This window comes from Nonomuraea pusilla, assembly GCF_900109355.1.
GTDB classification, from domain to species: Bacteria; Actinomycetota; Actinomycetes; order Streptosporangiales; family Streptosporangiaceae; genus Nonomuraea; species Nonomuraea pusilla.
In genome coordinates, this window is sequence record NZ_FOBF01000027.1 from 77,688 (window position 1) to 100,451 (window position 22,764).

The following is a 22,764-nucleotide window of genomic DNA, read 5'->3' on the forward strand; positions in this document are numbered from 1 at the left end:
TCCCGCTCAATCGGTCCTGCGGCGGGCCAGGCAGGCCAGCACGGTGAGGGCGGAGACGGCCGCCATGCAGGCGAACGCCCAGCGGTAGCCGGTGACGAGCAGCGCGACGGCGTCGGCGGAGACGTGGGCGAGCGTGCCGGCGTACACCTGGCCGTGCAGCGCGGCGGGCAGCGGCGCCGTGATGACCGACAGGGAGAGCGCGGTGCCGACGACGACGCCGGTGTTCTGGAGCATGAGCCGCATGGCGTTGACGACGCCGAGCCGGTGCGAGGGCAGGCCGTGCAGCAGTTCGGTGGTGTTGGACGGCAGGAACACGCCGGAGCCGAGCCCGATGAGCACGGTGCCCGTGGTGATCAGCGCGTACGGGGTGTCGGGGGCGATGGTGAGGAGCAGCACGAGCAGGCCGCAGGTGGTGGCGGCGGCGCCGGAGGCGGCGAGGGCGCGCGGGGTGAGGCGGCGCTGGAGGAAGCCGGAGGCCACGGAGGCGGTCATGGCGGCCACGGCGAGCGGGAGCACCTTGGCGCCCGCCGCGACGGCGTCGTCGCCGCGCACGGCCTGGAAGTAGAGCGCGACGAGGAAGACCATGCCCATGCGGGCGACGGCGTTGAGCAGGGAGGCGAGCGTGCCGAAGGAGAAGGCGGGGTCGCGGAACAGGCTCAGGTCGACGACGGGGTGGGCGGCGCGGGACTCCCAGGCGAGGAAGAGCGGCAGCCCGACGGCGAAGCAGGCCAGGCCGGCCGGGACGACGGGGTGGCTCCAGCCGAGCCTGGTGACCTCCGACAGGGCGAGCAGCAGCCCGCCCAGGCTGACCAGCGCGAGCAGGCTTCCCGGCAGGTCGAGGCCGCGGTCGCGGCCCGGGGGCGGGGCGGCGCGCAGCACGGCGGCGCCCCAGGCGAGGCAGGCCAGCCCGATCGGCACGTTGAACCAGAAGACCCAGCGCCAGCCCAGGTGGTCGGCGAGCACGCCGCCGAGGGTGGGGCCGATGAGCCCGGCGATGGAGAACGAGGCGACGTACACGCCCATGCCCTCGCCGAGGCGGGAGCGGGGGAAGGCGTCGGTGACGAGGGCGGCGCTGTTGGTGAGGAGCATGGCGGCCCCGGCGGCCTGGACGGCCCGCAGGGCGACGACGGTCCAGGCGTCGGGGGCGAACCCGGACAGGAGGGCGGCGGCGGTGTAGGTGGCGAGCCCGGCCAGGTACATGGCGCGCCGGCCGAAGACGTCGGCGAGCCTGCCGAGCACCAGCATGAGGACGGTGGTGGTGAGCTGGAAGCCGAGCAGGATCCATTCGGCGGCGGTGGGGTCGGCGCCGGTGCCGCGGGCGATGTCGGGGAGCGCGACGTTGACGGCGCTGCCGCCGAGGCCGGTCAGCACGCTGGCCAGGCTCACGACCGACAGTGTTCGCCAGGCGTGTCCGACGGGGGTGGTGGTCGTCGCCGGCAAAGGCCCTGTCCTTTCTAGATTTTGATACTAGAATTTAGTTCTCATCGTCAGCCGTCAAGGATCGAGGTGTCGGATGAGCGGGATCGTCGAGGGCCGCGTGGTGATCGTCACGGGCGCGGCCAGGGGCATCGGACGGGGCCACGCCCTGGAGTTCGCCAGGCAGGGCGCGAAGGTGGTGGTCAACGACCTCGGCGCGGAGGTGGACGGCACGGGCTCGTCCGACGCCGCCGCGCGGGTGGTCGCGGAGATCGAGGCCATGGGCGGCGAAGCCGTCGTCAACGGCGAGGACGTGTCGGACTTCGAGGGGGCCGCCCGGCTCGTACGGGCGGCGATCGACCGCTTCGGCGACCTGCACGTGCTCGTCAACAACGCCGGCATCCTGCGCGACCGGATGCTGGTCAACATGAGTCCCGACGAGTGGGACGCGGTGATCAGGGTGCACCTGCGCGGCACGTTCGCGCCGCTGCGCCACGCCGCCTCCTACTGGCGGGCCAAGGCCAAGGCGGGCGAGCCCGTGGACGCCCGCGTCATCAACACGACCTCGTCGTCCGGCATCTACGGCAACCCCGGCCAGGCCAACTACGGCGCCGCCAAGGCCGGCATCGCGGCGCTGACGATCATCGCCGCCAAGGAGCTCGAACGGTACGGCGTGACCGTGAACGCCGTCGCCCCGGCCGCGCTCACCCGCATGACGGAGAACCTCATCCCGGCGGGCGTCAAGGGCGCCGACCCCGACGACATCGCCCCGCTCGTCGTCTGGCTGGCCAGCCGCGAAGCGAGGGGCGTCACCGGGAGGGTGTTCAACGCGCGCGGCGGCGCGATCAGCGTCGCCGAGGGCTGGCACGCCGGGCCCGGCGTGGACAAGGGCGGCCGCTGGGACCCGTCCGAGCTGGGCGCGGTCATCCCCGGCCTGGTCGAGAAGGCCGCGCAGAACGCGCTCACCAACGGCACGATCCCCGGGCGGGAGGGCTGACATGGCGCTCGACCACGGCCTGGTCGGAGTGGAGAGCGAGCCGTACGAGCGCTCCTGGACGGCCAGGGACACCATGCTGTACGCGCTCGGCGTCGGGTGCGGCACGGGCGAGCTGGAGTTCGCCACGGAGAAGGGGCAGCGGGTGCTGCCGACGTTCGCGGTGCTCGCGGCGCAGGCGCCGGGCAGGCGGCTCGGCGACTTCGACCCGGCGATGCTCGTCCACGCCGAGCAGGCGTTCGAGCTGTACGGGGAACTGCCGCCGGCGGGCCGGGTGCGCACGACCACGAAGGTCACCGGCATCCACGACAAGGGGTCGGGCGCGCTGGTGACGACGCGGGCCACGGCGGTCGATCCCGAGACGGGCGAGCCGGTCGTGTCCAGCCGCAGCGCGGTCTTCATCAGGGGCGAGGGCGGGTTCGGCGGCGAGCGCGGCCCGCGTGGCACCTGGGAGCCGCCGGACCGGGCGCCCGACCACAAGGTCACCTACGCCACCCGTGAGGACCAGGCGCTCGTCTACCGGCTGTCGGGCGACCACAACCCGCTGCACAGCGACCCGGAGTTCGCCGCCAGGGCCGGGTTCCCCCGGCCGATCCTGCACGGCCTGTGCACGTACGGGGTGACGGGGCGGGCGCTGCTGCACGCCGTGGCGGGGTCGGACCCGGCCCGCTTCCGCGCGATGTCGGGCCGGTTCACCAGCCCGGTCTTCCCGGGCGATGCGCTGACGGTGTCGATCTGGGTGGACGGCTCGGATGTGCTGTTCCGTACCGCGAAGGACGACGGGACCGTGGTGATCGACAGGGGCAGGGCGGTGATCAGCCCTCGTCCAGCACCTTGAGCGGGTCGAGGCGGCGGATGATCGTCATCGCCGCCTCGATGACCTCCTTCGCCTCCTCCTCGGTGTCGGAGGTGGCGACCTCGCGGGCGGCCTCGCCGATGATGCTGGTCAGCACGGCCACGGTGAACCGGTCGAGCGGGTCGCCGCCCGCGCCGAGGAGCACGGCGTTCTGCCGCACCCACTCCCTGCCCCGGGTGCGGCGGATCAGCTCGAAGCCGGGCGGGCCGTCGCCGTCGATGAACAGCCTGACCAGGTCGCGCCGCTCCCAGGCCCCCGCGAGGTAGGCGCGGGCCCCGGCGATGAGCAGCTCGACCGGGTCGGTGATCCCCGCCTTCTTCGCGGCGGACACGCTGGAGGCGGCGGCCTGCTCGTGGGCGGCCTGGTGGTCCTCGTACAGGGCGAGGAACAGCTCGGTCTTGCCGCCGAAGTGGTGGTAGAGGCTGCCGACGCTGGAGCCGGCGCGGGCCACGACGTCGGCCACGTTCGCCTCGGCGAACCCGTGCTCGCTGAAGACCTCGCGGGCGGCCTGGAGCATGCTTCTGCGGGTCTGGGCCGTACGGCTCCACTCCCAGGAGGACTTGCGCGCCATGCCGTCCATCGTAACGCGCCAAATTCTAGAATCTTATTCTTGACACCCTGGCAGAGCGGCTAGAATCTAGTACTAGAGAACGATTCTAAAAATGGGGAGGCGGCTGTGGACTTCTCGCTCACGCCCGAGGAACGGCAGATCCGCGACACCGTGCGGTCCTTCATCGAGAAGGAGATCATGCCGCTGGAGCCCGAGGTGCTGCGCAACGAGCGCGAGGGCCGCCCGGCGCTCGCCCCCGAGATCCAGCGCGAACTGCGGGACAAGGCCAGGAAGATGGGCTTCTGGGGCATCAACACGCCCGAGGAGTACGGCGGCGCCGCCCTCGGCCCCGTCATGTCGGCCATCATCGCGATGGAGATGGGCCGCACGTTCGTGCCGTTCACGTTCGGGGGCAGCGCCGACAACATCCTCTACGCCGGCACCGACGAGCAGAAACGCCGCTACCTCATCCCCACCATCGAGGGCGAGCGCCGCTCCTGCTTCGCCATCACCGAGCCCGGCGCCGGCTCCGACGCGCGCAACATCCGCACCAAGGCCGTCAGGGACGGCGCCGAGTGGATCATCAACGGCGAGAAGACCTTCATCACCGGCGGAAGCGAGGCCGACTTCGTCATGGTCTTCGCCGTGGCAGAAGGCCATGGTGTGACCTGCTTCCTGGTGGACAGGGACATGGGATGGACGTCGGAGCCCATCCCCACGATGGGCGAGTGGGGGCCCGCCTCGCTCGTCTTCCAGGACGTCCGCGTGCCCGAGGAGAACGTCCTCGGCGAGCTGGGCAAGGGCTTCGAGCTGGCCATGCAGTGGATCGGCCAGGGCCGCTACATGATCCCGGCGCGGGCCATCGGCTCCGCCGAGCGGCTGCTCCAGATGGCCATCGACTACTCGAGGATCCGCAAGTCCATGGGCCGGACGATCTCCGAGTACCAGGCCATCCAGTGGATGATCGCCGACTCCCAGGTCGAGATCGAGTCCGCCAAGTGGCTCACCCTGTACGCCGCCTGGCGCGTGCAGGAGGGCATGGACGCCCGGCACGCCTCCTCCATCGCCAAGCTGAACGGAGCCGTCATGGCCAACCGGGTCGTGGACCGGGTGCTGCAGATCCACGGCGGCATGGGCTACACCAAGGAGCTGCCCATCGAGCGCTGGTACAGGGAACTGCGGCTGCTGCGCATCTTCGAGGGCACCGACGAGATCCAGCGCCGCACCATCGCCCGCAACCTCATCAAGGGGCACGAGCGGCTGGGGCTGATCGGTGAGTGAGATGTCCGTCGGCGCGCTGTTCAACCCGCGGTCGATCGCGCTCGTCGGAGCCACGGACAAGTCGGGCTGGTCGGTCAGCACCCTGCTCAACCTGCGCACGCACGGCTTCCCCGGCACCGTCCACCTGGTGAACCCGCGCGGCGGCACCGTGCACGGCGAGCCCGCCCACCGCAGCCTGTCCGAGATCCCCGAGCCGGTGGACCTCGCCTACGTCATGGTCCCCACCGCCGCCGTGCCGGGCGTGCTGCGCGAGGGCGCCAAGCTCGGCATCCGCTGCTACGTGATCCTCACCGCCGGCTTCGGCGAGTCGGGGCCCGAGGGCGCCCGGCTGGAGGCCGAGATCGCCGACCTCGCCAGGGAGCACGGCCTGACCGTCCTCGGGCCGAACGGCAACGGCTACATCAACGCCGCCGCCTCCATCACGCCGTACGGGCTGCCCATCGCCCCGCCCCTCATCAAGGGCTCGGTGGGGGTGGTGCTCCAGAGCGGCGCGCTCGCCAGCTCCGTGCTCGGCTTCGCCCAGGCCCGCAACGTCGGCATCAGCCTGCTGACGTCCATGGGCAACGAGGCCGTCGTGACCGTCACCGACGTCGTCGACCACCTGGTGGACGACCCCGCCACCAAGGTCATCGCACTGTTCCTGGAGACGGTCAGGAACCCGGCGGAGTTCGCCAGGGTGGCGCGGCGCGCGCTGCTCGCGGGCAAGCCGATCGTGGCGCTCAAGATCGGCCGCAGCACGCTCGCCTCGCACACCGCGCAGGCCCACACCGGCGCCCTGGTGGGCGACGACGACGTCATCGACGCCGCCCTGCGCCAGCTCGGCGTCATCAGGGTGCGGTCGCTGGAGGACCTCATCATCACGTCCGGGCTGCTCGCCTCCACCGGGCCGCTGCCCGGGGGCCGCGTCGGGGTCGTCACGCCGAGCGGCGGCGCCTCGGAGATCATCGCCGACCGGGCCGAGGACGAAGGGCTGGAACTCCCGCCGTTCGCGCCCGAGACGGTGGCGAGGCTCTCCGAGATCGTCCCGTCGTTCGGCACCGTCCAGAACCCGCTCGACGTCACCGGCTACGTCCTCATCGACAGGACCCTGCTGGGCCGAGCCCTGGAGACCGTCACCGCCGACCCGGGCGTCGACCTGGTGCTCCTGCTGTCGGAACCGCCCCGCGTCGCACCGCCCGACCCCGGGCCCACCCTCGCCCTGTACGAGTCCAGCGCCCGCCGCATCGCCGAGTCGCCCGTGCCGGTCGTCGTGGTGAGCAACGTGCTGACCGACGTCACCGAGTTCGGCCGCCAGGTGCAGCAGGAGACCGGCTACCCGTACGTGGTGGGCGGCATCGAGCACGGCATGACCGCGATCGGCGCGGCCGTCCGCTGGTCGCGCACGCGGGCCCGTACCCTGGAGCGCGGCTCCGCCGGGCCGGGGGGCGCCGCCCTCGTCGCCGTGCCCGACGTGCCCGCCGCCGAGCGTACGGGCGTGTGGGCCGAGCACCGGGCCGCCGCGCTGCTGGCCTCGACGGGCGTTCCCGTGGTGCCCGCCGAGGCCGCGTACGACGAGGAGGAGGCGGTCGCCGCGGCCGAGCGCTTCGGCTACCCGGTCGTGCTCAAGGCCGCCGCGGAGGGTCTCGGCCACAAGAGCGACATCGGCGGGGTGCGGCTCGGGCTGCGCGGCCCCGACGACGTGCGCCGGGCCCACCGCGAGGTGACCGCGGCGGCGCGCGCGCACCGGCCCGACGCATGGACCCTGGTCCAGCCGCAGCGTACCGGCGGGATCGAGCTGCTCGTCGGCGTCGTCCGCGACCCGGCGTGGGGGCCGATCCTCGCCGTCGGGCTGGGCGGCGTCTGGGTGGAGGTGCTGCGCGACACCGCCCTGCGGGTGCTGCCGGTGGACGCCGCCGAGGTGCGGCTCGCGCTGTCGGAGCTGCGCGGGGCGGCGCTGCTGCGGGGGGCGCGCGGCAGCGCGCCCGCCGACCTCGACGCGGTGGCGGACGTCGTGGCCCGGGTGGCGGCCCTGGCCGGCGCCCTCGGCGACGACCTGGAGTCGCTGGAGATCAACCCGCTGCTGGTGGAGGGGTCGCGGGTGGAGGCGCTGGACGCCCTCATCACCTGGCGCTCCTGACCGCGTGGGACGCCCGCCCGGCTCCGGGAGCCGGGCGGGCGTCCGCGCCAGGGCAGGCGGTTCGGCAGGACCAGGGTGGCCGCGCTACGGGAGGCGGTTCGACAGGACCAGGGTGGCCCCGCTACGGGAGGCGGTTCGACAGGACCAGGGTGGCCGCGGAGGCGAACATGCCGCCGTTGCCGAGCACCACGCTCAGCTCGACGCCCGGCACCTGTGCCGCGGCCTCGCCGCGCAGCTGCCTGACCGACTCCTGGATGGCGAACATGCCGTACATGCCGGTGTGCGTGTACGACAGCCCGCCGCCGTTCGTGTTGAGCGGCAGCCGGCCTCCCGGCGAGGTGTGCCCCTCGGCGATGAACGCGCCGGCCTCGCCCCGCCCGACGAACCCCAGGTCCTCCAGCCCGTAGACGGGGACGTGCGCGAACGCGTCGTAGATCATGAGGTGGTCCACGTCCCCGTGGGTGATCTTCGCTTCGGCGAAGGCGGCCTCGCCGGAGCGGCGGAACGCCTTGGACGTCGTGAAGTCCTCCATCTGCGAGATGACGGGCGACTCGGCCGACTCACCGCTCCCGAGCAGGTAGACGGGGTCGCGCCGGGCCAGTTCCTCGGACGTGACGACGAGCGCGCCGCCGCCGTCGGTGACGAGGCAGCACTCCAGCAGGTGGAACGGGTAGGCCACCAGGCGCGAGGCGAGCACGTCCTCGACGGTGATCAGGTCGCGGTACATCGCGCGGGGGTTCAGGTGCGCCCAGCGCCGCTGCGCGACCGCCACCTCGGCGAGCTGCTCGTGCGTGAGCCCGGTCTCCTTCATGTGGCGCAGCGCCGTCAGGGTGAACATGGTCGCCGGCCCCACCACCCCGTACGGGACCTCGAACTGCCCGGCGAGCGAGTCGGGGCCGAAGGCGTGGCGCGGCGCGCCGACCCGCGAGCGGCCCGACTCGCCGTGCGTGATGAGCACCGTGCGGCACTGTCCGGCCCTGATGGCGGCCGCCGCGTGCCTGACGTGGAAGAGGAACGACGACCCGCCCACGCCGGTGCCGTCGAGCCAGGAGGGCGTGATGCCGAGAGCGTGGGCGACCTGGATCGGCCCGGGGGCGCCGACGGTCGCCACGCCGTCGATGTCGTCCTTGGTCATGCCGGCGTCGGCCAGCGCGTTGCGGGCGGCCTCCAGATGCAGCCGCATCGTGGAGTGGCCGGGCAGGCGGCCCACCTCGTCGGTCTCGGCCGCCCCGGCGATCACGACGGTCATCGCGCCGCCTCCGCCGCCTCGGCCGCCTCGGCCGCCTCGGCCGCAGGTGTGAAGAGCGGCACGTGGACGTCACCGCGCCGCTCGAACACGACCCGCAGCTCCATGTCGAGCGGCAGCCGCTCGGGGACGTTCTCGACGCCCACGAGGTTCGTCATCATCCGGACGCCCTCCTCCAGCTCCACCACCGCGATGGCGTAGGGCCCGTCGTCCTCGAACCCGGGCGCGGGCCGGTGGTTGATCACGTACGAGTAGAGCGTGGCCCGGCCGCTGGCCCGGACCCAGGCCACGTCGGCGCTGCCGCAGTGGGGGCAGCTCGGCCGCGGGTAGAAGTAGTGCCGCTCGCAGGCGTGGCAGCGCTGGATCCGCAGCTCGCCCGCGGCCGTGCCGTCCCAGAAGGGCTGGGTCTCCGGAGTGGGCTTCGGTGTCGGCTTCATCGGCCTCCCCAATCCTAGTTCTAGAATCTCACTCTAGAGCTTGATTCTGGAAGAAGGGAAGACCGTGGTCGGGTCAGGGGCTTGGGATGCCGTCGCCGTTCCTGCCGCGGCGCGGGTCAGGGGCTCGGGATGCCGTCGCCGTTCCTGCCTCGGCCCGCCAGCACCTCCTCCAGCGTCGGGCGCCGGTGGTCCGGGTGGCGCGGCCCCGGCTGGGCGAGCTGGATCAGCACGCCGTGCGCCTCCTTCGGGTGCAGGAACACCTCCTGCCAGCGCGGGTCGGACCGGTTGAGCCCGTGGAGCCTGAACCCCCGCGCGGTCAGCCTGGCCACGGCGGCGTCGAGGTCGTCGACGTGGAAGTTGAGGTGGTGCACGCCGCCCCTCCCACGGGTGAGCTCGAAGAAGCTGTCGAAGAACGACGATCCGGCGAGCGGCTCCATCAGCTCGACCTTGCCGCCGCCCGCGTACGTGAGCTGGAGGGTGCGATATCCGGCCGCCCGGTTGTCGCCTCCTCCGCCCAGGTGCCGGCCTCCGAGGAGGTCGCGGTAGACGGGCAGGAGATCCCTGATGCGGGGGGCGGCCACGGCCGTGTGGTCGAAGGTCACCTCAAGGCCGTCCAGTTGCAGGTCCACGTACGACTCCTTGTGGCTCGACAATCCTAGAATTTCATTCTAGGCAGCCGGATTCCACCTCCGCACCCTTGACGGCGGGCAACGCTAGGAGCAGCATCGCAGAAATGGATTCTAGAGCTAGCTTCTAGAACTCATGACGGGGGTCCAGCCCGACCAGAAAGGCTTGTCATGAGGCTGTCCTACGTCCGCGAGCTCGACGAGTACCCCACCGGCGCACGACGCATGAAGATCCTCACGATGGCCGTCCTGGCCATCCTCATCGGCTCCTACGAGGGGCAGATCGCGCCGGTCGTCCCGCTGCTGCTCAAAGACCTGAACATGTCCCTGGCCACGTACGGCGCGGTGTCCGGCGCCGCCGCCGTCGCGGGAGCGATCGCCTCCATCCTCGGCGGCCGGCTGACCGACCGGCTCGGCCGGGTACGCCTGCTCATCCCCCTCATGGCGCTGACCGCGGTCTGCTGCTTCGTCATGACACTCGTCCACAGCCCGCGCGACCTGCTCATCGCCCGCATCGTCCTGGCGTTCGTCGACGGCGTCGCCATGGCCAGCACCGCACCCCTCATCAGGGACTTCTCCCCCAGGCTCGGCCGCGCCCAGGCGTTCGGCTTCTGGACGTGGGGGCCCGTCGGCGCCAACTTCCTCGCCGCCGCCATCGCCGGCTGGACCCTGCCGGTCTTCAACGACTCGTGGCGGTCGCAGTTCGTCATCATGGGCTGCTTCTCGCTGGTGATCTCCGCCGTCATCGCCTTCAACATCGCCGACCTCTCCCCCGAACTGCGCGCCAGGATCCAGCACACCGAACGCGCCGCCACCCAGGTCGTCGACCTCGCCCAGCCCGCCCGCCTGCGCAACCTGTTCGCCCGGCGCAACATCTGGGCGCACGTCATCGGCATCTCGCTGTGGCTCGTGCTCTACATCACGCTGTCGCTGTTCGGCCAGACCATGCTCGTCGGCTCGCTCGGCATCAGCAGCGCGGAGGCCTCCACCATCATGGCCGCGTTCTGGAGCCTCAACCTCATCACCCTCATCGTCACCGGACGCCTGTCCGACCGCACCCAGCTGCGCAAGCCGTTCGCGCTCGCCGGCACCCTCGTCGCCGTCGCCGTCACCGGCTACCTCGCCCTCGCCCTCGGCGACGACGGCGTCTCCACCGGCTCCCTCATGGTCGTCGGCGCCCTCCTCGGCGGCTCCCTCGGCGTCGCGTACGCGCCCTGGATGGCCAACTACTCCGAGGACGCCGAGGACGCCGACCCGCGCCTGCAGGGCACCGCCTGGGGACTGTTCGGGTTCCTCAGCAAGTCCATCGCCGTCGTCGGCCTGCTCGTCATCCCCCACGTCGTCGAAGCCACCGACTGGCAGACCTGGCTGTTCATCGCGCTCGGCTGCCTGGTCCTGTTCATCCCCGCGATCGTCATGTTCAATGGGCCGTGGCGGCGCGCCGCCAGCACCCCGGTCACAGTCGCGCTTGGGGAGGCCGAAGGATGACCGAGTTGTCCGCCGTAGCCGAGTCCGACCTTCAGGGCATCCGCGACCTCGACATCGACGACGTCCTCGCCTACGTCCACAGCGACCTCAAGCGGCTGCCCGACTACACCGAGCTGTACCGGCGCTACCTGCGCCAGCGCTGGGACGTCTACGACCTCGACTTCACCCAGGACGCCCTGGACTGGCGCGAACGCATGACCCAGGACGAGCGCGACGCGTTCGTCGGCGTCTCCGCCGGTTTCCACCACGGCGAACGCCAGGTCGAGGTCGAACTGCCCGTCTTCATGCTGGGCGGCTCGGAAGAGTCGAAGATCTACATGTCCAGCCAGATCGAGGACGAGGCCCGCCACACCGTCTTCTTCGACCGCTTCTACCGCGAGGTCGTCGGCATGCCGGGCGACTCCGTGCAGGACGTGCTCGACGCGTCGTTCGAGCACGTCTCGGAGACGTTCGTCGGCCCGTTCGGCCTGCTCGCCTACCAGGCCGACGAGCTGCGCCGCGACCCCGAGGACGCCGCGGCGCGGGTGCGCTACGGCACCACGTACTTCCTGTGGATCGAAGGCGTGCTCGCGCTGTCCGTCATGAAGATCACCCTCACGTACTGCCGCCGGCGCGGCTTCCTGCCCGGCTACTACACCGGCTTCACCGCCACCTGCCGCGACGAGGCCAGGCACGTCCAGTTCGGCATGCGCTTCCTGCGCGACTCCGTACGCGAGGACCCGCGGCTGCTGCTCCAGATCCACGAGACGCTGCGCACCATCCTCGCCATCAACGGCGCCACCAGCCGCACCCTGGCGCTCGAAGCGCTCGGCTGGTCCGCCGACGAGGTCAGACGGCTGATGATCCGGCAGCTCAAGATGAAGCTGGTGGACGTCGGCATCGCCCTCGCGCCCGACATCGAGGAGATGGTCACCCGCATCGAACCGGAACTCGCCGGAGGCTGACCGTGCCGACCCCCATCCGCTTCTTCACCCCCGAGTGGGCCGAGGCCGCCAGGGCCGCCGCCGACGCCGGGCCCGCCCAGGAGGGCAAGCTGCCGTCGTACTGGAGCTGGATCGAGCGCGCCCGCGCCGGCTACACCGCCAGGTGGGCGCTCGGCCTGCGCGAGGCGGGCGCCTACCTCGTGCTCACCTGGAAGGACGGCAGGTGCGTCGAAGGCGTGATCGCCCCGGACCCCGGTGACGCCGAGTACGTCCTCGCCGCCGACGAGGCCACCTGGCAGGACCTGCGCGACGGCGCCGACCCCGGCCGCATCGTCATGTACCGCCGGCTCAGGCTGGAGCGCGGTGACGTCCTGGCGTTCTTCCGCGTGATCTACTTCTTCGTCGAGTCGCTCGCCACGCTGTCCCGCGTCGCGGCCACCCCACGCCCCTGACACAAGCACGCCGACGGCGCCGGGCATCCACCCGGCCTTCCTCCACCGGCCTCGGCCACCGCCCTTCCTGCAGGGGTCGGCGGGCCCGGACGCGGCGCGGCCGCCGACCCTCCCCCCGAGGGCCGGCGGCCGCCGCGTCACCGGCGCCGCGCGTCAGTCGCGGTGCAGCTTCCGGTACGTCACCCGGTGGGGCCGCGCCGCGTCGGCGCCCAGCCGCTCGATCTTGTTCTTCTCGTAGTCGGCGAAGTTCCCCTCGAACCAGAACCAGTTCGAGCCCTCCTCCCACGCCAGGATGTGCGTGGCGATGCGGTCGAGGAACCACCGGTCGTGCGAGGTGATCACGGCGCAGCCCGGGAAGTCGAGCAGCGCGTTCTCCAGCGACGACAGCGTCTCGGTGTCGAGGTCGTTGGTCGGCTCGTCCAGCAGCAGGACGTTGCCGCCCTGCTTGAGGGTGAGCGCCAGGTTGAGCCGGTTGCGCTCGCCGCCCGACAGGACGCCGGCCTTCTTCTGCTGGTCGGGCCCCTTGAAGCCGAACGCCGCGATGTACGCCCGCGACGGCATCTCGACGTTGCCGACCTTGATGTGGTCGAGCCCGTCGGAGACGACCTCCCACACGTTCTTGTTCGGGTCGATGCCGCCCCGGCTCTGGTCGGCGTAGGAGATCTTCACGGTCTCGCCGATCGTGATCGACCCGGTGTCCGGCGTCTCGCCGCCCGTGATCATGCGGAACAGCGTGGTCTTGCCGACGCCGTTGGGGCCGATGACGCCGACGATGCCGTTACGCGGCAGGTCGAAGGTCAGGCTCTCCATCAGCAGGCGGTCGCCGAAGCCCTTGGTGAGCTTGTCGGCCTTGATCACCGTGGTGCCCAGACGCGGGCCCGGCGGGATCTGGATCTCCTCGAAGTCCAGCTTGCGGAACTTGTCGGCCTCGGCCGCCATCTCCTCGTACCGCTGGAGACGGGCCTTGCTCTTGGTCTGGCGGGCCTTGGGGTTGGAGCGCACCCACTCCAGCTCGTCCTCCAGGCGCTTCTTGCGCTTGGCGTCCTTCTGGCCCTCGACCTTGAGGCGCTGGGCCTTCATGTCGAGGTAGGTGGAGTAGTTGCCCTCGTAGGGGTAGCAGCGGCCGCGGTCGAGCTCCAGGATCCAGTTGGCCACGTTGTCGAGGAAGTACCGGTCGTGGGTGACGGCCAGCACCGTGCCCGCGTACTTCTCCAGGTGCGACTCCAGCCACTGCACGCTCTCGGCGTCGAGGTGGTTGGTGGGCTCGTCGAGCAGCAGCAGGTCGGGGGCCTCCAGCAGCAGCTTGCACAGCGCCACGCGGCGGCGCTCACCACCGGACAGCTTCGTCACCTCGGCGTCGGGCGGCGGACAGCGCAGCGCGTCCATCGCCTGCTCCAGCTGGCTGTCGAGGTCCCACGCGTTGCGGTGCTCCAGTTGGTCCTGCAGCTTGCCCATCTCCTCCAGCAGCTCGTCGCTGTAGTCGGTGGCCATCTGCTCGGCGATCTGGTTGTAACGCTCGAGCATCGCCATCGTCTCCGCGACGCCCTCCTGGACGTTGCCGAGGACGGTCTTCGACTCGTTCAGCGGGGGCTCCTGCTGGAGCATGCCGACGGTGAAGCCCGGCATGAGCTTGGCCTCGCCGTTGGACGGCTGCTCCAAACCGGCCATCATCCGGAGCAGCGTCGACTTCCCGGTGCCGTTCGGCCCCAGGACACCGATCTTGGCACCAGGCAGGAACGACAGCGTGACGTCGTCAAGGACAACCTTGTCGCCGTGCGCCTTGCGCACGCGCTGCAACGTATAGATGTACTCCGGCATGCCCTCTAGCTTAGGGGCTCGCGGCCAAGGCTTCCGCCGCTCCTTCCCACCCGTTCCCGCACTGGCACAACCGCAGGCACAGAGGGCTCTCCCCACACCATCCCGCCCCTCGCGGAGACGGCCGGGCTCGTCGGAGGACCCGACGTCGAACCGCGCGAACGGGCGGCGTGGAAGGCGTCGCACGGCGGGAGGGCGGCGGCGCGAGGAGGTGCCGCTCGTCGGGCGGGACTCGGCGGCAGGGGCCCGGGTGGGCGTGCGCGGCACCCCTGACGGACGCAGGGACGTCCGGCGATAGGAGGACCCCGGCGAAAGGGGCGAAAGCTGGGGGAGGGGGGCACCGGCCGGGTCCCACTTGCCCCCGAGGAGCGGCCGATGGGAGGTGTCGCCCAGATCAGATGCCTAAGGCATCTGACAGGTCCAGGTCACGCCCCGCACCATGGCTGCTCCTTTCCGGCACGGCCCGCTCGCGGAGTGAACGGGCACGGTCACTGCCAACGTATCGGTTCCCGTCGCACATCGCACACTCCGCAACTATTGTGTTACACATCGTTAGTCAGGGAGGAGACGAGATGGCAGCGACCAGTCACGCTCCGATCAAGTCTCGCGACGGTGTGTCAAGACTGGCCGGCCGCTGGCCACTTCTTGGACAACGTCGCCCACTGGTGATCTACCTGTGTGCGATCGTCGCGATCGACCTGTGCGTGATCGCGCTGCTGACCGCGTCCGCCGACGTCCGGTGGCCCGACCTGGTCACGTTCGGCGCCCTCATGGCCTGCGGCGCGGTGTGCATCGAGGCGAGCAGACGGCTCGGCATGCCGGCCGGGGTGTCCCGCGACCTGCTGTCGGCCTGGTGGCTGCCGGTGGCGCTGCTCCTGCCGCCGGTGTACGCGCTGTTCTCCCCGATCGTCCTGCACCTCCTGCTCCAGGTACGGGTGCGGGCGACCGTCCTGTACCGCAGGGTCTTCAGCGCCGCCGCGATCGGGCTGGCGGGCTGCGCCGCCTCCTTCGCCTTCCACTGGCTCGTCCCCGATCCGGGCCGGCTGTCGCGCGGCTGGCCCGTCGCGATCGTGTGCGCAGTGGTGGCGGCCGTCCTGTTCGCCCTGGTCAACATCGCTCTCATCGCGGTCGCCGCGCACACCGCCGACCCCGAGAGCTCCTGGCGTGAGAACGTCTGGAACAAGGAGAGCGTCCTGCTCGACGTCGTCGAGCTGTGCCTCGGCGTCACCGTCTCCATCTGCTGCGGGCTCAACCTGGCGCTGCTGCTGTTCACGCTGCCGCCGGTGGTGCTGCTCCAGCGCAGCCTCCTGCACGCCCAGCTCCAGGCCGCGGCGCGCACCGACCCGAAGACCGGCCTGCTGAACGCCGCCGCCTGGCAGCGGGAGGCCGACACCGAGATCGTCCGCGCCCGCCGCAGCGGCGAGACGCTCGCCCTCCTGATCATCGACATCGACCACTTCAAACGGGTCAACGACGCCCACGGCCACCTCGTCGGCGACCAGGTGCTGGCGGCGGTCGCGGCGATGCTGCGCGCCCAGCTGCGCGACTACGACGTGGTGGGACGGTTCGGCGGCGAGGAGTTCGTGGTGCTGCTGCCCGCGGCGGACCATCGCGAGGCCCGGCAGATCGCCGAACGGCTGCGGGTCCGCATCGGCCACATGGCCATCCCGGCCGACGACGCCCTGATCCAGGTCACGATCTCGGTGGGGGTGGCGCTGATGAGCGTTCACGGCGACGACCTCATCGACCTCCTGACCGCCGCCGACCTCGCCCTCTACCGGGCGAAGGAGCTCGGCCGCGACCGTGTCTGCATGCCGGTCGTGCCCCCGCCCGCCGCTCCCCCCGAAGCGCGGCCCTCCGCCTCCGCTCCTCCGCACCTCTCCCAGACCGACCCGCAGACCCCGACCATGCCCATGCCCATGCAGCCCGTCGACCCCGGCCACCCCAACCATCCCCAGCCCTGACCTGGTACGGCTCCGGTGCGGCCAGGTCAGCGCCTGCAGCGGCGGCGTACTGAAGGTAGGGCTGCCCCTACCTCAAGAAGCGTGGCGTCCTGACTGATCACGAAGGGGTGCAGGCCGAAGAATCGAGGACATCACCGACAGGGCTAAGGAGATGCCTCTCATGCGTACTTATGTGGCCGGTGCCGCCGCCGTCGCCGTCGTTCTCACCGCCGTTTCCCCCGCCGCGGCGGCCGTCGCCTCCCCCACCGCCGGCGTCGCCTCTCCCTCGGCCGTCCAGCAGCAGGTGGACCGGCTGACGCGGCAGGACGGGCTGGCCGGGGCGGTGGTGTCGGTGCGCGAGCGCGACGGCCGCAGCACCACCTGGACCTCCGGCACCGCCGAGCGGGGCACCGGCAAGCCGATGGTCGGCGCCGACGGCCGGATCCGGGCGGCCAGCGTGACCAAGACGGTGATCGGCCTGACCGTGACCCGCCTGTCCGAACAGGGCAGGCTCGACCTGGACGCGCAGGTGGAGCACTACCTGCCTGGCCTGCTGCACGGCAGGCACGTCACCGTGCGGCAGCTGCTGCGGCACACCAGCGGGTTGCCCGAGTACTTCGACCTGGTCGACTGGGCCAAGCCGGCCGACCCGGCCGCCCACCTGGCGCTGGCCATGGGCCGCGAGCCTGTCGGCGAGCCGGGCGAGCGCTGGTTCTACTCCAACACCAACTACCTGATCCTGGGCATGCTCATCGAGAAGGTGACCGGCCGGGACTTCCGGCAGGTGACGCAGGACGGAGTGCTCAAGGGGCTGCGCGCCACGTACTGGCCCGAGAACGGCGAGCTGGACCTCCGCGGCCCGCACGCCCACACCTACGGCCTCGACCCGACCGACCCGTCCGCCGGCGAGACCGACATGACGCGGCTGCCCGGCTACGCCTTCGGCGCGGGCGGCGGCCTCGTCTCCACCCCCGCCGACCTGAACCGCTTCTGGCAGTCCATCCGGCCCTCCACGTTGAAGAGCATGGTCGCGGGCGCGGTGCCCGCCGACGACCCCAAGGGCAGCCGTTACGGGCTCGGCCTGTACACCTACCCGCTCAGCTGCGGTCAGGTGATCATGCACGACGGCGGGCTGCCCGGCATCCGGGTGCTCAGCGGGCGCGACCGCTCCGGCCGCGCCGCCACCGTGTACGTCACGGGCACCCCCAAGGACGACCGCCACCTGTTCGCCACCCTGGACGCCGCCCTCTGCCGCCCCTCCGCATGACGGCCCGTACGGCGAGGCCGTGGGGCGGCCCGGCGCTCCGCGGCTCGCGCTCCCGCCGGTCTCCAGCGGTGCGGCCCGCCTGACGGCGTGAGCATGGGGGTCCCGCTCGCGCCGGGGCGGGACAGAACCTCAGACGTCGAAGCAAGGCAGAACCTGCCAGATTTGGCCAGAAATAAGGGACATATCCGGCTCATGCCATAGCGCTGTCTCGAAGTACCGTGTTGACATACCTTCAGTACGTCAAGGATGGGGACAGCGAGATGCCGCAGGGAGTCCGGGCACAGCGACGCGAGCGGACACGGCAGGCCCTGCTGTGCGAGAGCAGGCGCCTGTTCTCGAAACTGGGCTACGCCGCCGTCGGCCTGTCGGAGATCGTCAGCGCGGCAGGCGTGACCAAGGGCGCCTTGTACCACCACTTCGACAGCAAGACCGAACTGTTCCGCGCCGTGCTGTTGCAGGTGCAGCAGGAGGTGGCAGACCGCATCGCGGTCACGGCGGACGCGCGGGAGGAGCCCTGGGACCAGCTCATCGTCGGCTGTCAGGCGTTCCTCGACGCCTCGACCGATCCGGCGATCCAGCGCATCATGCTGATCGACGGGCCCGCGGTGCTCGGCTGGAGCGAATGGCGGGCGATGAACGAGGCCACCTCGGGCCGGCACCTGGTGGACGTGGTCAACACCCTGGTCGAGGCGGGCGCGATCCCCGCGCGGCAGGCCGTGCCGCTCATCCATCTGCTGTCGGGCGCGACGAACGAGGCGGCTCTGTGGCTGGCGTCGTCGGAGGATCCGAGCGACCTCGCGAACGCCAGGGAGACGCTGACCCAGATGCTGGAGTCGCTGCGTGTGCGGTGAGCCGGCGCCGGCTGTGCGGGCGCCGGCGGTCAGGCCGGTGTGACGACGTCGATCAGGACTCCGTTGGGGTCCATGACGACCAGGCCGCCCGATTCCGGATCGCGATGGCAGGCGGAGGCCCGCTCGTCCGATCCATGGCGTTTGACGGCGCGCCGGAATTCCTCCTCGCCGACGTCCGATTCGAGGGTGATCCGCACCGCGCGCACCGGGAACAGCTGCCCATCCGGTACGGCCGGGTGCGAGTGGTCGACGAGAGTGAGCTCGTGGGGCGGCGAACCGGGCCGGCCGAGCCCGACGCACCACTCCCCCTCGTGCGTGACCTTGAAGCCGAACAACCTGGTGTAGAACTCGCGGGACTCCCCGAGGCGGGACGTGCAGATCACCGGACAGAAGCTGGCCAGCATGGGCACCATCCCCATATGCGTACCGATGGTATGTCTGTTGAACCGTAGTGACGTACCAACGGTATGTCAACACGCTCCGCGGGCCGTGCGGCACGGCGAGGAGAACGCCCCAGGTCAGGGTTCTCCGTTTCGCCGCCGCCGCCCGCAAGGGCGCCCGCCAGGTGTGACCCGCACACGGTGCGGGCCACCTGGGACGGCGACCGCGGTGCTCAGGAGGGCTGCTCCGCGGGGTTGACGGCCGGCTCGGCGCCGGCGGATTCCTCGCCGGCGCCCGTGGGCCGGTTCTTGATCACCACGGCCACCAGTACGGCGGTGCCGAGCGCGAACAGGGCCCCGATGACGCCGATGACGTTCATGCCGTCGGTGAACGCGGCACGGGCGGAGTCGGCGAGCGCCGCCGCCAGGTCGCCGGGGAGGCTCTTCGCCGCGTCGAGCGCTCCCGCGAGGGTGTCACCCGCACCGGCGGGAACCTGCGCGGGAAGGTCCACCTGGCTGCGGTACACGGCCGTGCCGACGCTGCCGAGGGTGGCCACACCGAGCGCCATGCCCATCTCGGTGCTGGTCTCCGAGATGGCCGAAGCCGACCCGGCCTGCTCGGGCGGGGCCGATCCGACCACGATGTCGGTGCCCAGGGCGATGAGCGGGCCGCCGCCCGCGTACACGAAGGCGAAGCCGACCACCACCTGGCTGATCCCTGACGTGCTGCCGGCCGTCGCCAGCATGACGTGGCCGACGGCCGACACCGTCAGGCCGGCGGCGACCACGTACGCGGGCCGGATCCTGCTCGCGGCCATCGGCGACACGACGGACGTCACGATCAGCGCGAAGGCCGCCGGGAGCAGGTACAGGCCGGCCTGCATCGGTGACAGCCCGCCGACCAGCTGCAGGTACTGGGTGACGAACAGATAGGTGCCGCCCGCCACCAGCATGCTGAGCAGCAGTGTCACGAGCGCGGTGCGGAAGGTGGAGCTACGGAAGAGGCGGAAGTCCAGCAGCGGGCTGTCCAGCCCGCGCTGCCGCCGGACGAAGACGACGGCGACGGCCAGGCCGACGACGAGCGCCAGCACGGGCACCGCGGACGCGCCGTCCTTGGCGATCTCCTTGAGCCCGTAGACCACCGGCAGGATCGCCGCGAGGGACAGCACCACGCTGGCCAGGTCGAGGCGGCCGGCGTCCCTGTCACGGGACTCGGGGAGCAGCACGGGCCCGGCCAGCAGCAGCAGCGCCATGATGGGCACGCCGAGCAGGAAGACCGAACCCCACCAGAAGAACTCCAGCATGGCGCCGCCGACCACCGGGCCGAGCGCGATGCCGACGGAGAACATGGTGACCCAGACGGCGATGGCCATGCCACGCTGCCGGGGGTCGAGGAACATGTTGGTGATCAGGGCCAGCGTGGAGGGCATCAGCGTCGCGCCGGCGACGCCGAGCAGGGCGCGCGCCGCTATCAGCAGGGCCGGATCGCTGGCGTACGCGGCGGCGACCGAGGCGACGCCGAAGGCGGCGGCGCCGATCAGCAGCAGCTTGCGGCGGCCGATGCGGTCGCCGAGCGTGCCCATGGTGACCAGGAAGCCCGCGATCAGGAAGCCGTAGATGTCGATGATCCACAGCATCTGGGTGGCGGAGGGGTCGAGGGCCTGGCTGATGTGCGGCACGGCCAGATGCAGCACGCTCACGTCGATCGACAGCAGGAGCGTGGGAAGCGCCAGCACGGCCAGGCCCAGCCACTCCTTCGGGCCGGCCTGCTGGGGTGGATCGGCGATGGTGCTCAAGGTGTTTCCTCTCCAGGGAATCGCTCGGGATCGCCGCCCGGCACGGTCTCCGGGTGGCGCGGCAGGTGCCGGCCGCGGTCCCCGTCCGGCGGGCCGGGGAACACGGCCAGCAGGTCGCGGACGATGGCCGCGGCGTTGGCGTGGGCGTACAGGTAGAAATGGCCGCCGGTGAACATCGACCGGCGGAAACCACCGGTCGTCTCGAGCGACCACAGGTGCAGCCGCTCGGCGATGACGACCGGGTCGTCCACCGCGCCGAGGGCCAGGATGGGCACCCCGGTCCCCGACAGCGGCCGTTCGTAGCGCTCCATCGCTTCGAGGTCGGCGCGGATGGCGCGCAGGACGGGCCGGACGAGGTCCGCCCGCGTCATGAGCTGAGGGGCCATGCCGCCGAGGTCCATCAGGTGCTCCAGCAGCTCGGCGTCGCTCCTCGCGTGAGCGAACGGCGGCTCGCTGGGGAAGCACGGGGGCTGGCGGGCCGACACGGCGAGCAGCACGGGCGGGAGGCCCTTCTGCTCCATGGCCCTCGTCAGTTCGTAGCCGAGGACGCTGCCGAAGCTGTGCCCGACGACCACGTACGGCAGCGGCTCCCTGCCCGCGAGGTCGCGGCTGAGGGCCTCGACCAGCGGTTCGACGCGGGTGATCGGCGGCTCGCCGATGCGCGCCCCGCGCCCGGGAAGCTGGGCGACGAGGAGCTCGGCGTCCGCCGGCAGCACCTGCCACCAGGTGCGGAAGGCGGACGGCCAGCCGCCGGCGTGTGGGAAGGCGACCACGCGGAGGCGAGGGCCGGGGCCGGGTCCGCCGGCGCCGGCCCCGGCTCTCATCCACCAGGTGCTAATGGTCTCCTCCGGGCCCCGGGCCGGCCGCGGACAACTGACCGGCGAGCAGCGGATGGCGGGTTCGAAGGTGCTCGATCACCCGGTTCTGGTGCGGCTGCAGCCGCTGGCCTGGAAGGTGTTCGAGCGAGTGCAGGAACGGGTCGTGCGGGGCGGGGAGGCCGGCGATCGCACTGGCGGTGCCCAGCACCAGCATCGGCTGGTACCAGGCCGAGTAGCCGCCTTCGTGGCAGAAGACGATCCGTCCGTCCGTCAGCTCGCCGGCCAGCCGGCACATCGTCGAGGTCATGGCGTGCAGGGTGCGGCTGGTGCACATCATGCGGCCCATCGGGTCGTGCCCGCCCGCGTCGACGCCCGCCGCGACGAGGATCAGCTCGGGCCCGAAGGCGCGGGCGGCGGGTTCCACGACGCGGTCGATCACGGCGAGGTAGGCGGCGTGCCCGCTGCCCGGGGGCAGCGGCACGTTGAGGGTGGCGCCCGCGCCCGCGCCGGCGCCGGTCTCCAGGACGCCGCCGGACGCCGCGGGGAACAGCCCGTCCTGGTGGAGGGAGATGTACAGCACGTCGGGGTCCTCGTAGAAGACCCGCTGGATGCCGTTGCCGTGGTGCACGTCCCAGTCGAGGATCAGCACCCGGCGCGCCCCGTGGCGCTGGGCGGCCCTGGCGGCGATGGCGACGTTGTTGTACAGGCACAGCGCCATCGCCCGGTCGGGTTCTGCGTGGTGGCCCGGCGGCCGCACCAGGCAGTAGGCCCGGTCGAACCGCCCGTCCAGCACGGCGACGGCGGCCTGCGCGCAGGCTCCGGCGGCGAGCCGCGCCGCCTGGGCGCTGTGGTAGTTCACGTGGGCGTACACGCCCGCGTCGCCGGCTCCGGCCGCCGAGGCCGCCTCGACGCGTTCGACGTGCTCCGGAACGTGCACCAGCAGCAGGTCCTCGTCCGAGGCGGGCGCCGGGGTCACCGCGGTGAAGCGGTCCATCACGCCCGACGCCTTGACCAGCCCCTCCGCCCGCCTCAGGTCGGGGTCCACGGCGAACTGCCTGAGCGGCTCGATCCCGGGCCCGACCGGGACGTATCCCGACCCTGGCCCGGGGTCGTGCCAGAAGCACAGCTCGTGGCTGTACCACGCGGGTCCGGGCGCGCTCACGGGGCGGACACACCCAGCGAGGCCCGGCCGACCCCGGAGACCTTCTCGATGTACTCCAGGTAGTACTCCCGCTCCTCGCCGGGGGTGCGCTTGGCCCTGAAGGTGGTCTCCAGCAGCTCCAGCACCTCTGCTGCCTCGCGGGAGGTGAGCGGCCGGTCGCCGACCTCCTCCTCGACGGCGCGGATGCGCGCGGCCGGCTCCACCACGCCCTTGGCGTGCTCGTTCGGGTCGGTGCCGTGGTTGCGGGTCGAGGCGATGGTCTTCAGTACGGCTGAGAAGAACGCGGCGGTGTCGATCTCGCTCATGTCGTTTCCCCTGTGTGTCGCGTCGTTCGCTGGTGTCGCGTG

Annotated in this window: 21 protein-coding genes; 10 read left to right on the forward strand and 11 right to left on the reverse strand. The window is 71.6% G+C overall.

All coding sequences use genetic code 11. The features are described 5' to 3' along the window. Window positions 1–6: 6 nt before the first annotated feature. Window positions 7–1,386, reverse strand: a complete 1,380-nt coding sequence (locus BMX74_RS38085; protein WP_256257529.1) for an MFS transporter — start codon at window positions 1,384–1,386, stop codon at window positions 7–9. Window positions 1,387–1,513: 127 nt separating this feature from the next. On the opposite strand from BMX74_RS38085, the gene BMX74_RS38090 reads away from it, so the two are divergent. Together BMX74_RS38090 and BMX74_RS38095 are read left to right on the forward strand one after the other, a co-directional pair. Beyond that, window positions 1,514–2,413: an SDR family oxidoreductase gene (locus BMX74_RS38090; protein WP_055510298.1), complete on the forward strand. Its 900-nt coding sequence runs from the start codon at window positions 1,514–1,516 to the stop codon at window positions 2,411–2,413. 1 nt (window position 2,414) lies between these two features. Then, a complete protein-coding gene (locus BMX74_RS38095) occupies window positions 2,415–3,248 on the forward strand; it encodes a MaoC/PaaZ C-terminal domain-containing protein (protein WP_091105316.1) in 834 nt (277 codons plus the stop codon). On the opposite strand, the gene BMX74_RS38100 is transcribed toward BMX74_RS38095, so the two are convergent. Then, window positions 3,226–3,837, reverse strand: coding sequence for a TetR/AcrR family transcriptional regulator (locus tag BMX74_RS38100; protein ID WP_055510485.1), 612 nt, complete (start codon window positions 3,835–3,837; stop codon window positions 3,226–3,228). The two genes, BMX74_RS38095 and BMX74_RS38100, sit on opposite strands and share 23 nt — an antisense overlap. A gap of 105 nt (window positions 3,838–3,942) precedes the next feature. Between BMX74_RS38100 and BMX74_RS38105 the strand changes: the two genes are divergently transcribed. Continuing rightward, window positions 3,943–5,097 (forward strand): acyl-CoA dehydrogenase family protein, encoded by a 1,155-nt coding sequence (locus BMX74_RS38105; protein WP_055510294.1) that lies wholly within the window; start codon window positions 3,943–3,945, stop codon window positions 5,095–5,097. 1 nt (window position 5,098) lies between these two features. After that, window positions 5,099–7,213, forward strand: a complete 2,115-nt coding sequence (locus BMX74_RS38110; protein ID WP_091105317.1) for an acetate--CoA ligase family protein — start codon at window positions 5,099–5,101, stop codon at window positions 7,211–7,213. 121 nt (window positions 7,214–7,334) lie between these two features. Here BMX74_RS38110 and BMX74_RS38115 read toward each other — a convergent pair whose 3' ends face one another. The 3 genes from BMX74_RS38115 to BMX74_RS38125 form a co-directional block, all read right to left on the reverse strand. Then, the gene (locus BMX74_RS38115) at window positions 7,335–8,462 is read right to left on the reverse strand and encodes a thiolase C-terminal domain-containing protein (RefSeq protein ID WP_055510290.1); all 1,128 of its coding nucleotides are present in this window, start codon (window positions 8,460–8,462) and stop codon (window positions 7,335–7,337) included. Then, window positions 8,459–8,896, reverse strand: a complete 438-nt coding sequence (locus BMX74_RS38120; protein WP_091105319.1) for a Zn-ribbon domain-containing OB-fold protein — start codon at window positions 8,894–8,896, stop codon at window positions 8,459–8,461. The genes BMX74_RS38115 and BMX74_RS38120 overlap by 4 nt, the downstream gene beginning before the upstream one ends. Before the next feature lie 116 nt (window positions 8,897–9,012). After that, the gene (locus tag BMX74_RS38125; RefSeq protein ID WP_176573601.1) at window positions 9,013–9,525 is read right to left on the reverse strand and encodes a VOC family protein; all 513 of its coding nucleotides are present in this window, start codon (window positions 9,523–9,525) and stop codon (window positions 9,013–9,015) included. Between the two features lie 168 nt (window positions 9,526–9,693). Here BMX74_RS38125 and BMX74_RS38130 point away from each other — a divergent pair, with 168 nt between their 5' ends. Genes BMX74_RS38130 through BMX74_RS38140 form a run of 3 tightly spaced genes read left to right on the forward strand, consistent with a single transcriptional unit; the run spans window position 9,694 to window position 12,385 of the window. Beyond that, the gene (locus BMX74_RS38130; RefSeq protein ID WP_091105320.1) at window positions 9,694–11,010 is read left to right on the forward strand and encodes an MFS transporter; all 1,317 of its coding nucleotides are present in this window, start codon (window positions 9,694–9,696) and stop codon (window positions 11,008–11,010) included. Further along, the gene (locus BMX74_RS38135) at window positions 11,007–11,954 is read left to right on the forward strand and encodes a ribonucleotide-diphosphate reductase subunit beta (protein ID WP_055510282.1); all 948 of its coding nucleotides are present in this window, start codon (window positions 11,007–11,009) and stop codon (window positions 11,952–11,954) included. Before BMX74_RS38130 ends, BMX74_RS38135 begins: the two co-directional genes overlap by 4 nt. Before the next feature lie 2 nt (window positions 11,955–11,956). Continuing rightward, window positions 11,957–12,385 carry an SCP2 sterol-binding domain-containing protein gene (locus BMX74_RS38140; protein WP_091105322.1) on the forward strand — a complete coding sequence of 143 codons (429 nt, stop codon included), beginning with the start codon at window positions 11,957–11,959 and terminating at the stop codon, window positions 12,383–12,385. A 153-nt stretch (window positions 12,386–12,538) separates the two neighbouring features. On the opposite strand, the gene ettA is transcribed toward BMX74_RS38140, so the two are convergent. Beyond that, complete coding sequence (ettA, locus tag BMX74_RS38145) at window positions 12,539–14,203, reverse strand: energy-dependent translational throttle protein EttA (RefSeq protein WP_055510278.1); 1,665 nt, start codon at window positions 14,201–14,203, stop codon at window positions 12,539–12,541. Between the two features lie 662 nt (window positions 14,204–14,865). Between ettA and BMX74_RS38150 the strand changes: the two genes are divergently transcribed. The 3 genes from BMX74_RS38150 (at window position 14,866) to BMX74_RS38160 (ending at window position 18,261) form a co-directional block, all read left to right on the forward strand. Next, complete coding sequence (locus BMX74_RS38150; protein WP_256257530.1) at window positions 14,866–16,164, forward strand: sensor domain-containing diguanylate cyclase; 1,299 nt, start codon at window positions 14,866–14,868, stop codon at window positions 16,162–16,164. Window positions 16,165–16,324: 160 nt separating this feature from the next. Beyond that, on the forward strand, window positions 16,325–17,410 hold the full coding sequence (locus BMX74_RS38155; protein WP_063792369.1) for a serine hydrolase domain-containing protein: 1,086 nt from the start codon (window positions 16,325–16,327) through the stop codon (window positions 17,408–17,410). Window positions 17,411–17,670: 260 nt separating this feature from the next. Continuing rightward, window positions 17,671–18,261, forward strand: a complete 591-nt coding sequence (locus tag BMX74_RS38160) for a TetR/AcrR family transcriptional regulator (RefSeq protein WP_055510274.1) — start codon at window positions 17,671–17,673, stop codon at window positions 18,259–18,261. 29 nt (window positions 18,262–18,290) lie between these two features. Here the strand turns inward: BMX74_RS38160 and BMX74_RS38165 are convergent, their stop codons facing one another. The 5 genes from BMX74_RS38165 to BMX74_RS38185 form a co-directional block, all read right to left on the reverse strand. Beyond that, window positions 18,291–18,665 carry a VOC family protein gene (locus BMX74_RS38165; RefSeq protein ID WP_091105323.1) on the reverse strand — a complete coding sequence of 125 codons (375 nt, stop codon included), beginning with the start codon at window positions 18,663–18,665 and terminating at the stop codon, window positions 18,291–18,293. A gap of 209 nt (window positions 18,666–18,874) precedes the next feature. Further along, window positions 18,875–20,458 (reverse strand): MFS transporter, encoded by a 1,584-nt coding sequence (locus BMX74_RS38170; protein WP_420538160.1) that lies wholly within the window; start codon window positions 20,456–20,458, stop codon window positions 18,875–18,877. Beyond that, entirely contained in the window at window positions 20,434–21,261 is an 828-nt protein-coding gene (locus tag BMX74_RS38175; protein WP_091105325.1) for a thioesterase II family protein, read from the reverse strand. The genes BMX74_RS38170 and BMX74_RS38175 overlap by 25 nt, the downstream gene beginning before the upstream one ends. A gap of 10 nt (window positions 21,262–21,271) precedes the next feature. Then, window positions 21,272–22,417: an arginase family protein gene (locus BMX74_RS38180; protein WP_055510265.1), complete on the reverse strand. Its 1,146-nt coding sequence runs from the start codon at window positions 22,415–22,417 to the stop codon at window positions 21,272–21,274. Further along, window positions 22,414–22,722 carry a hypothetical protein gene (locus BMX74_RS38185; protein ID WP_055510263.1) on the reverse strand — a complete coding sequence of 103 codons (309 nt, stop codon included), beginning with the start codon at window positions 22,720–22,722 and terminating at the stop codon, window positions 22,414–22,416. Before BMX74_RS38185 ends, BMX74_RS38180 begins: the two co-directional genes overlap by 4 nt. Between the last annotated feature and the right edge of the window lie 42 nt (window positions 22,723–22,764).

Bases quoted from the DNA above. Each gene is read 5' to 3' on its own strand.
- BMX74_RS38090 (WP_055510298.1), top strand. From the start codon at position 1,514: ATGAGCGGGATCGTCGAGGGCCGCGTGGTGATCGTCACGGGCGCGGCC.
- BMX74_RS38095 (WP_091105316.1), top strand. From the start codon at position 2,415: ATGGCGCTCGACCACGGCCTGGTCGGAGTGGAGAGCGAGCCGTACGAG.
- BMX74_RS38100 (WP_055510485.1), bottom strand. From the start codon at position 3,837: ATGGCGCGCAAGTCCTCCTGGGAGTGGAGCCGTACGGCCCAGACCCGC.
- BMX74_RS38110 (WP_091105317.1), top strand. From the start codon at position 5,099: ATGTCCGTCGGCGCGCTGTTCAACCCGCGGTCGATCGCGCTCGTCGGA.
- BMX74_RS38115 (WP_055510290.1), bottom strand. From the start codon at position 8,462: ATGACCGTCGTGATCGCCGGGGCGGCCGAGACCGACGAGGTGGGCCGC.
- BMX74_RS38120 (WP_091105319.1), bottom strand. From the start codon at position 8,896: ATGAAGCCGACACCGAAGCCCACTCCGGAGACCCAGCCCTTCTGGGAC.
- BMX74_RS38130 (WP_091105320.1), top strand. From the start codon at position 9,694: ATGAGGCTGTCCTACGTCCGCGAGCTCGACGAGTACCCCACCGGCGCA.
- BMX74_RS38135 (WP_055510282.1), top strand. From the start codon at position 11,007: ATGACCGAGTTGTCCGCCGTAGCCGAGTCCGACCTTCAGGGCATCCGC.
- ettA (WP_055510278.1), bottom strand. From the start codon at position 14,203: ATGCCGGAGTACATCTATACGTTGCAGCGCGTGCGCAAGGCGCACGGC.
- BMX74_RS38155 (WP_063792369.1), top strand. From the start codon at position 16,325: ATGCGTACTTATGTGGCCGGTGCCGCCGCCGTCGCCGTCGTTCTCACC.
- BMX74_RS38160 (WP_055510274.1), top strand. From the start codon at position 17,671: ATGCCGCAGGGAGTCCGGGCACAGCGACGCGAGCGGACACGGCAGGCC.
- BMX74_RS38165 (WP_091105323.1), bottom strand. From the start codon at position 18,665: ATGCTGGCCAGCTTCTGTCCGGTGATCTGCACGTCCCGCCTCGGGGAG.
- BMX74_RS38175 (WP_091105325.1), bottom strand. From the start codon at position 21,261: ATGAGAGCCGGGGCCGGCGCCGGCGGACCCGGCCCCGGCCCTCGCCTC.
- BMX74_RS38185 (WP_055510263.1), bottom strand. From the start codon at position 22,722: ATGAGCGAGATCGACACCGCCGCGTTCTTCTCAGCCGTACTGAAGACC.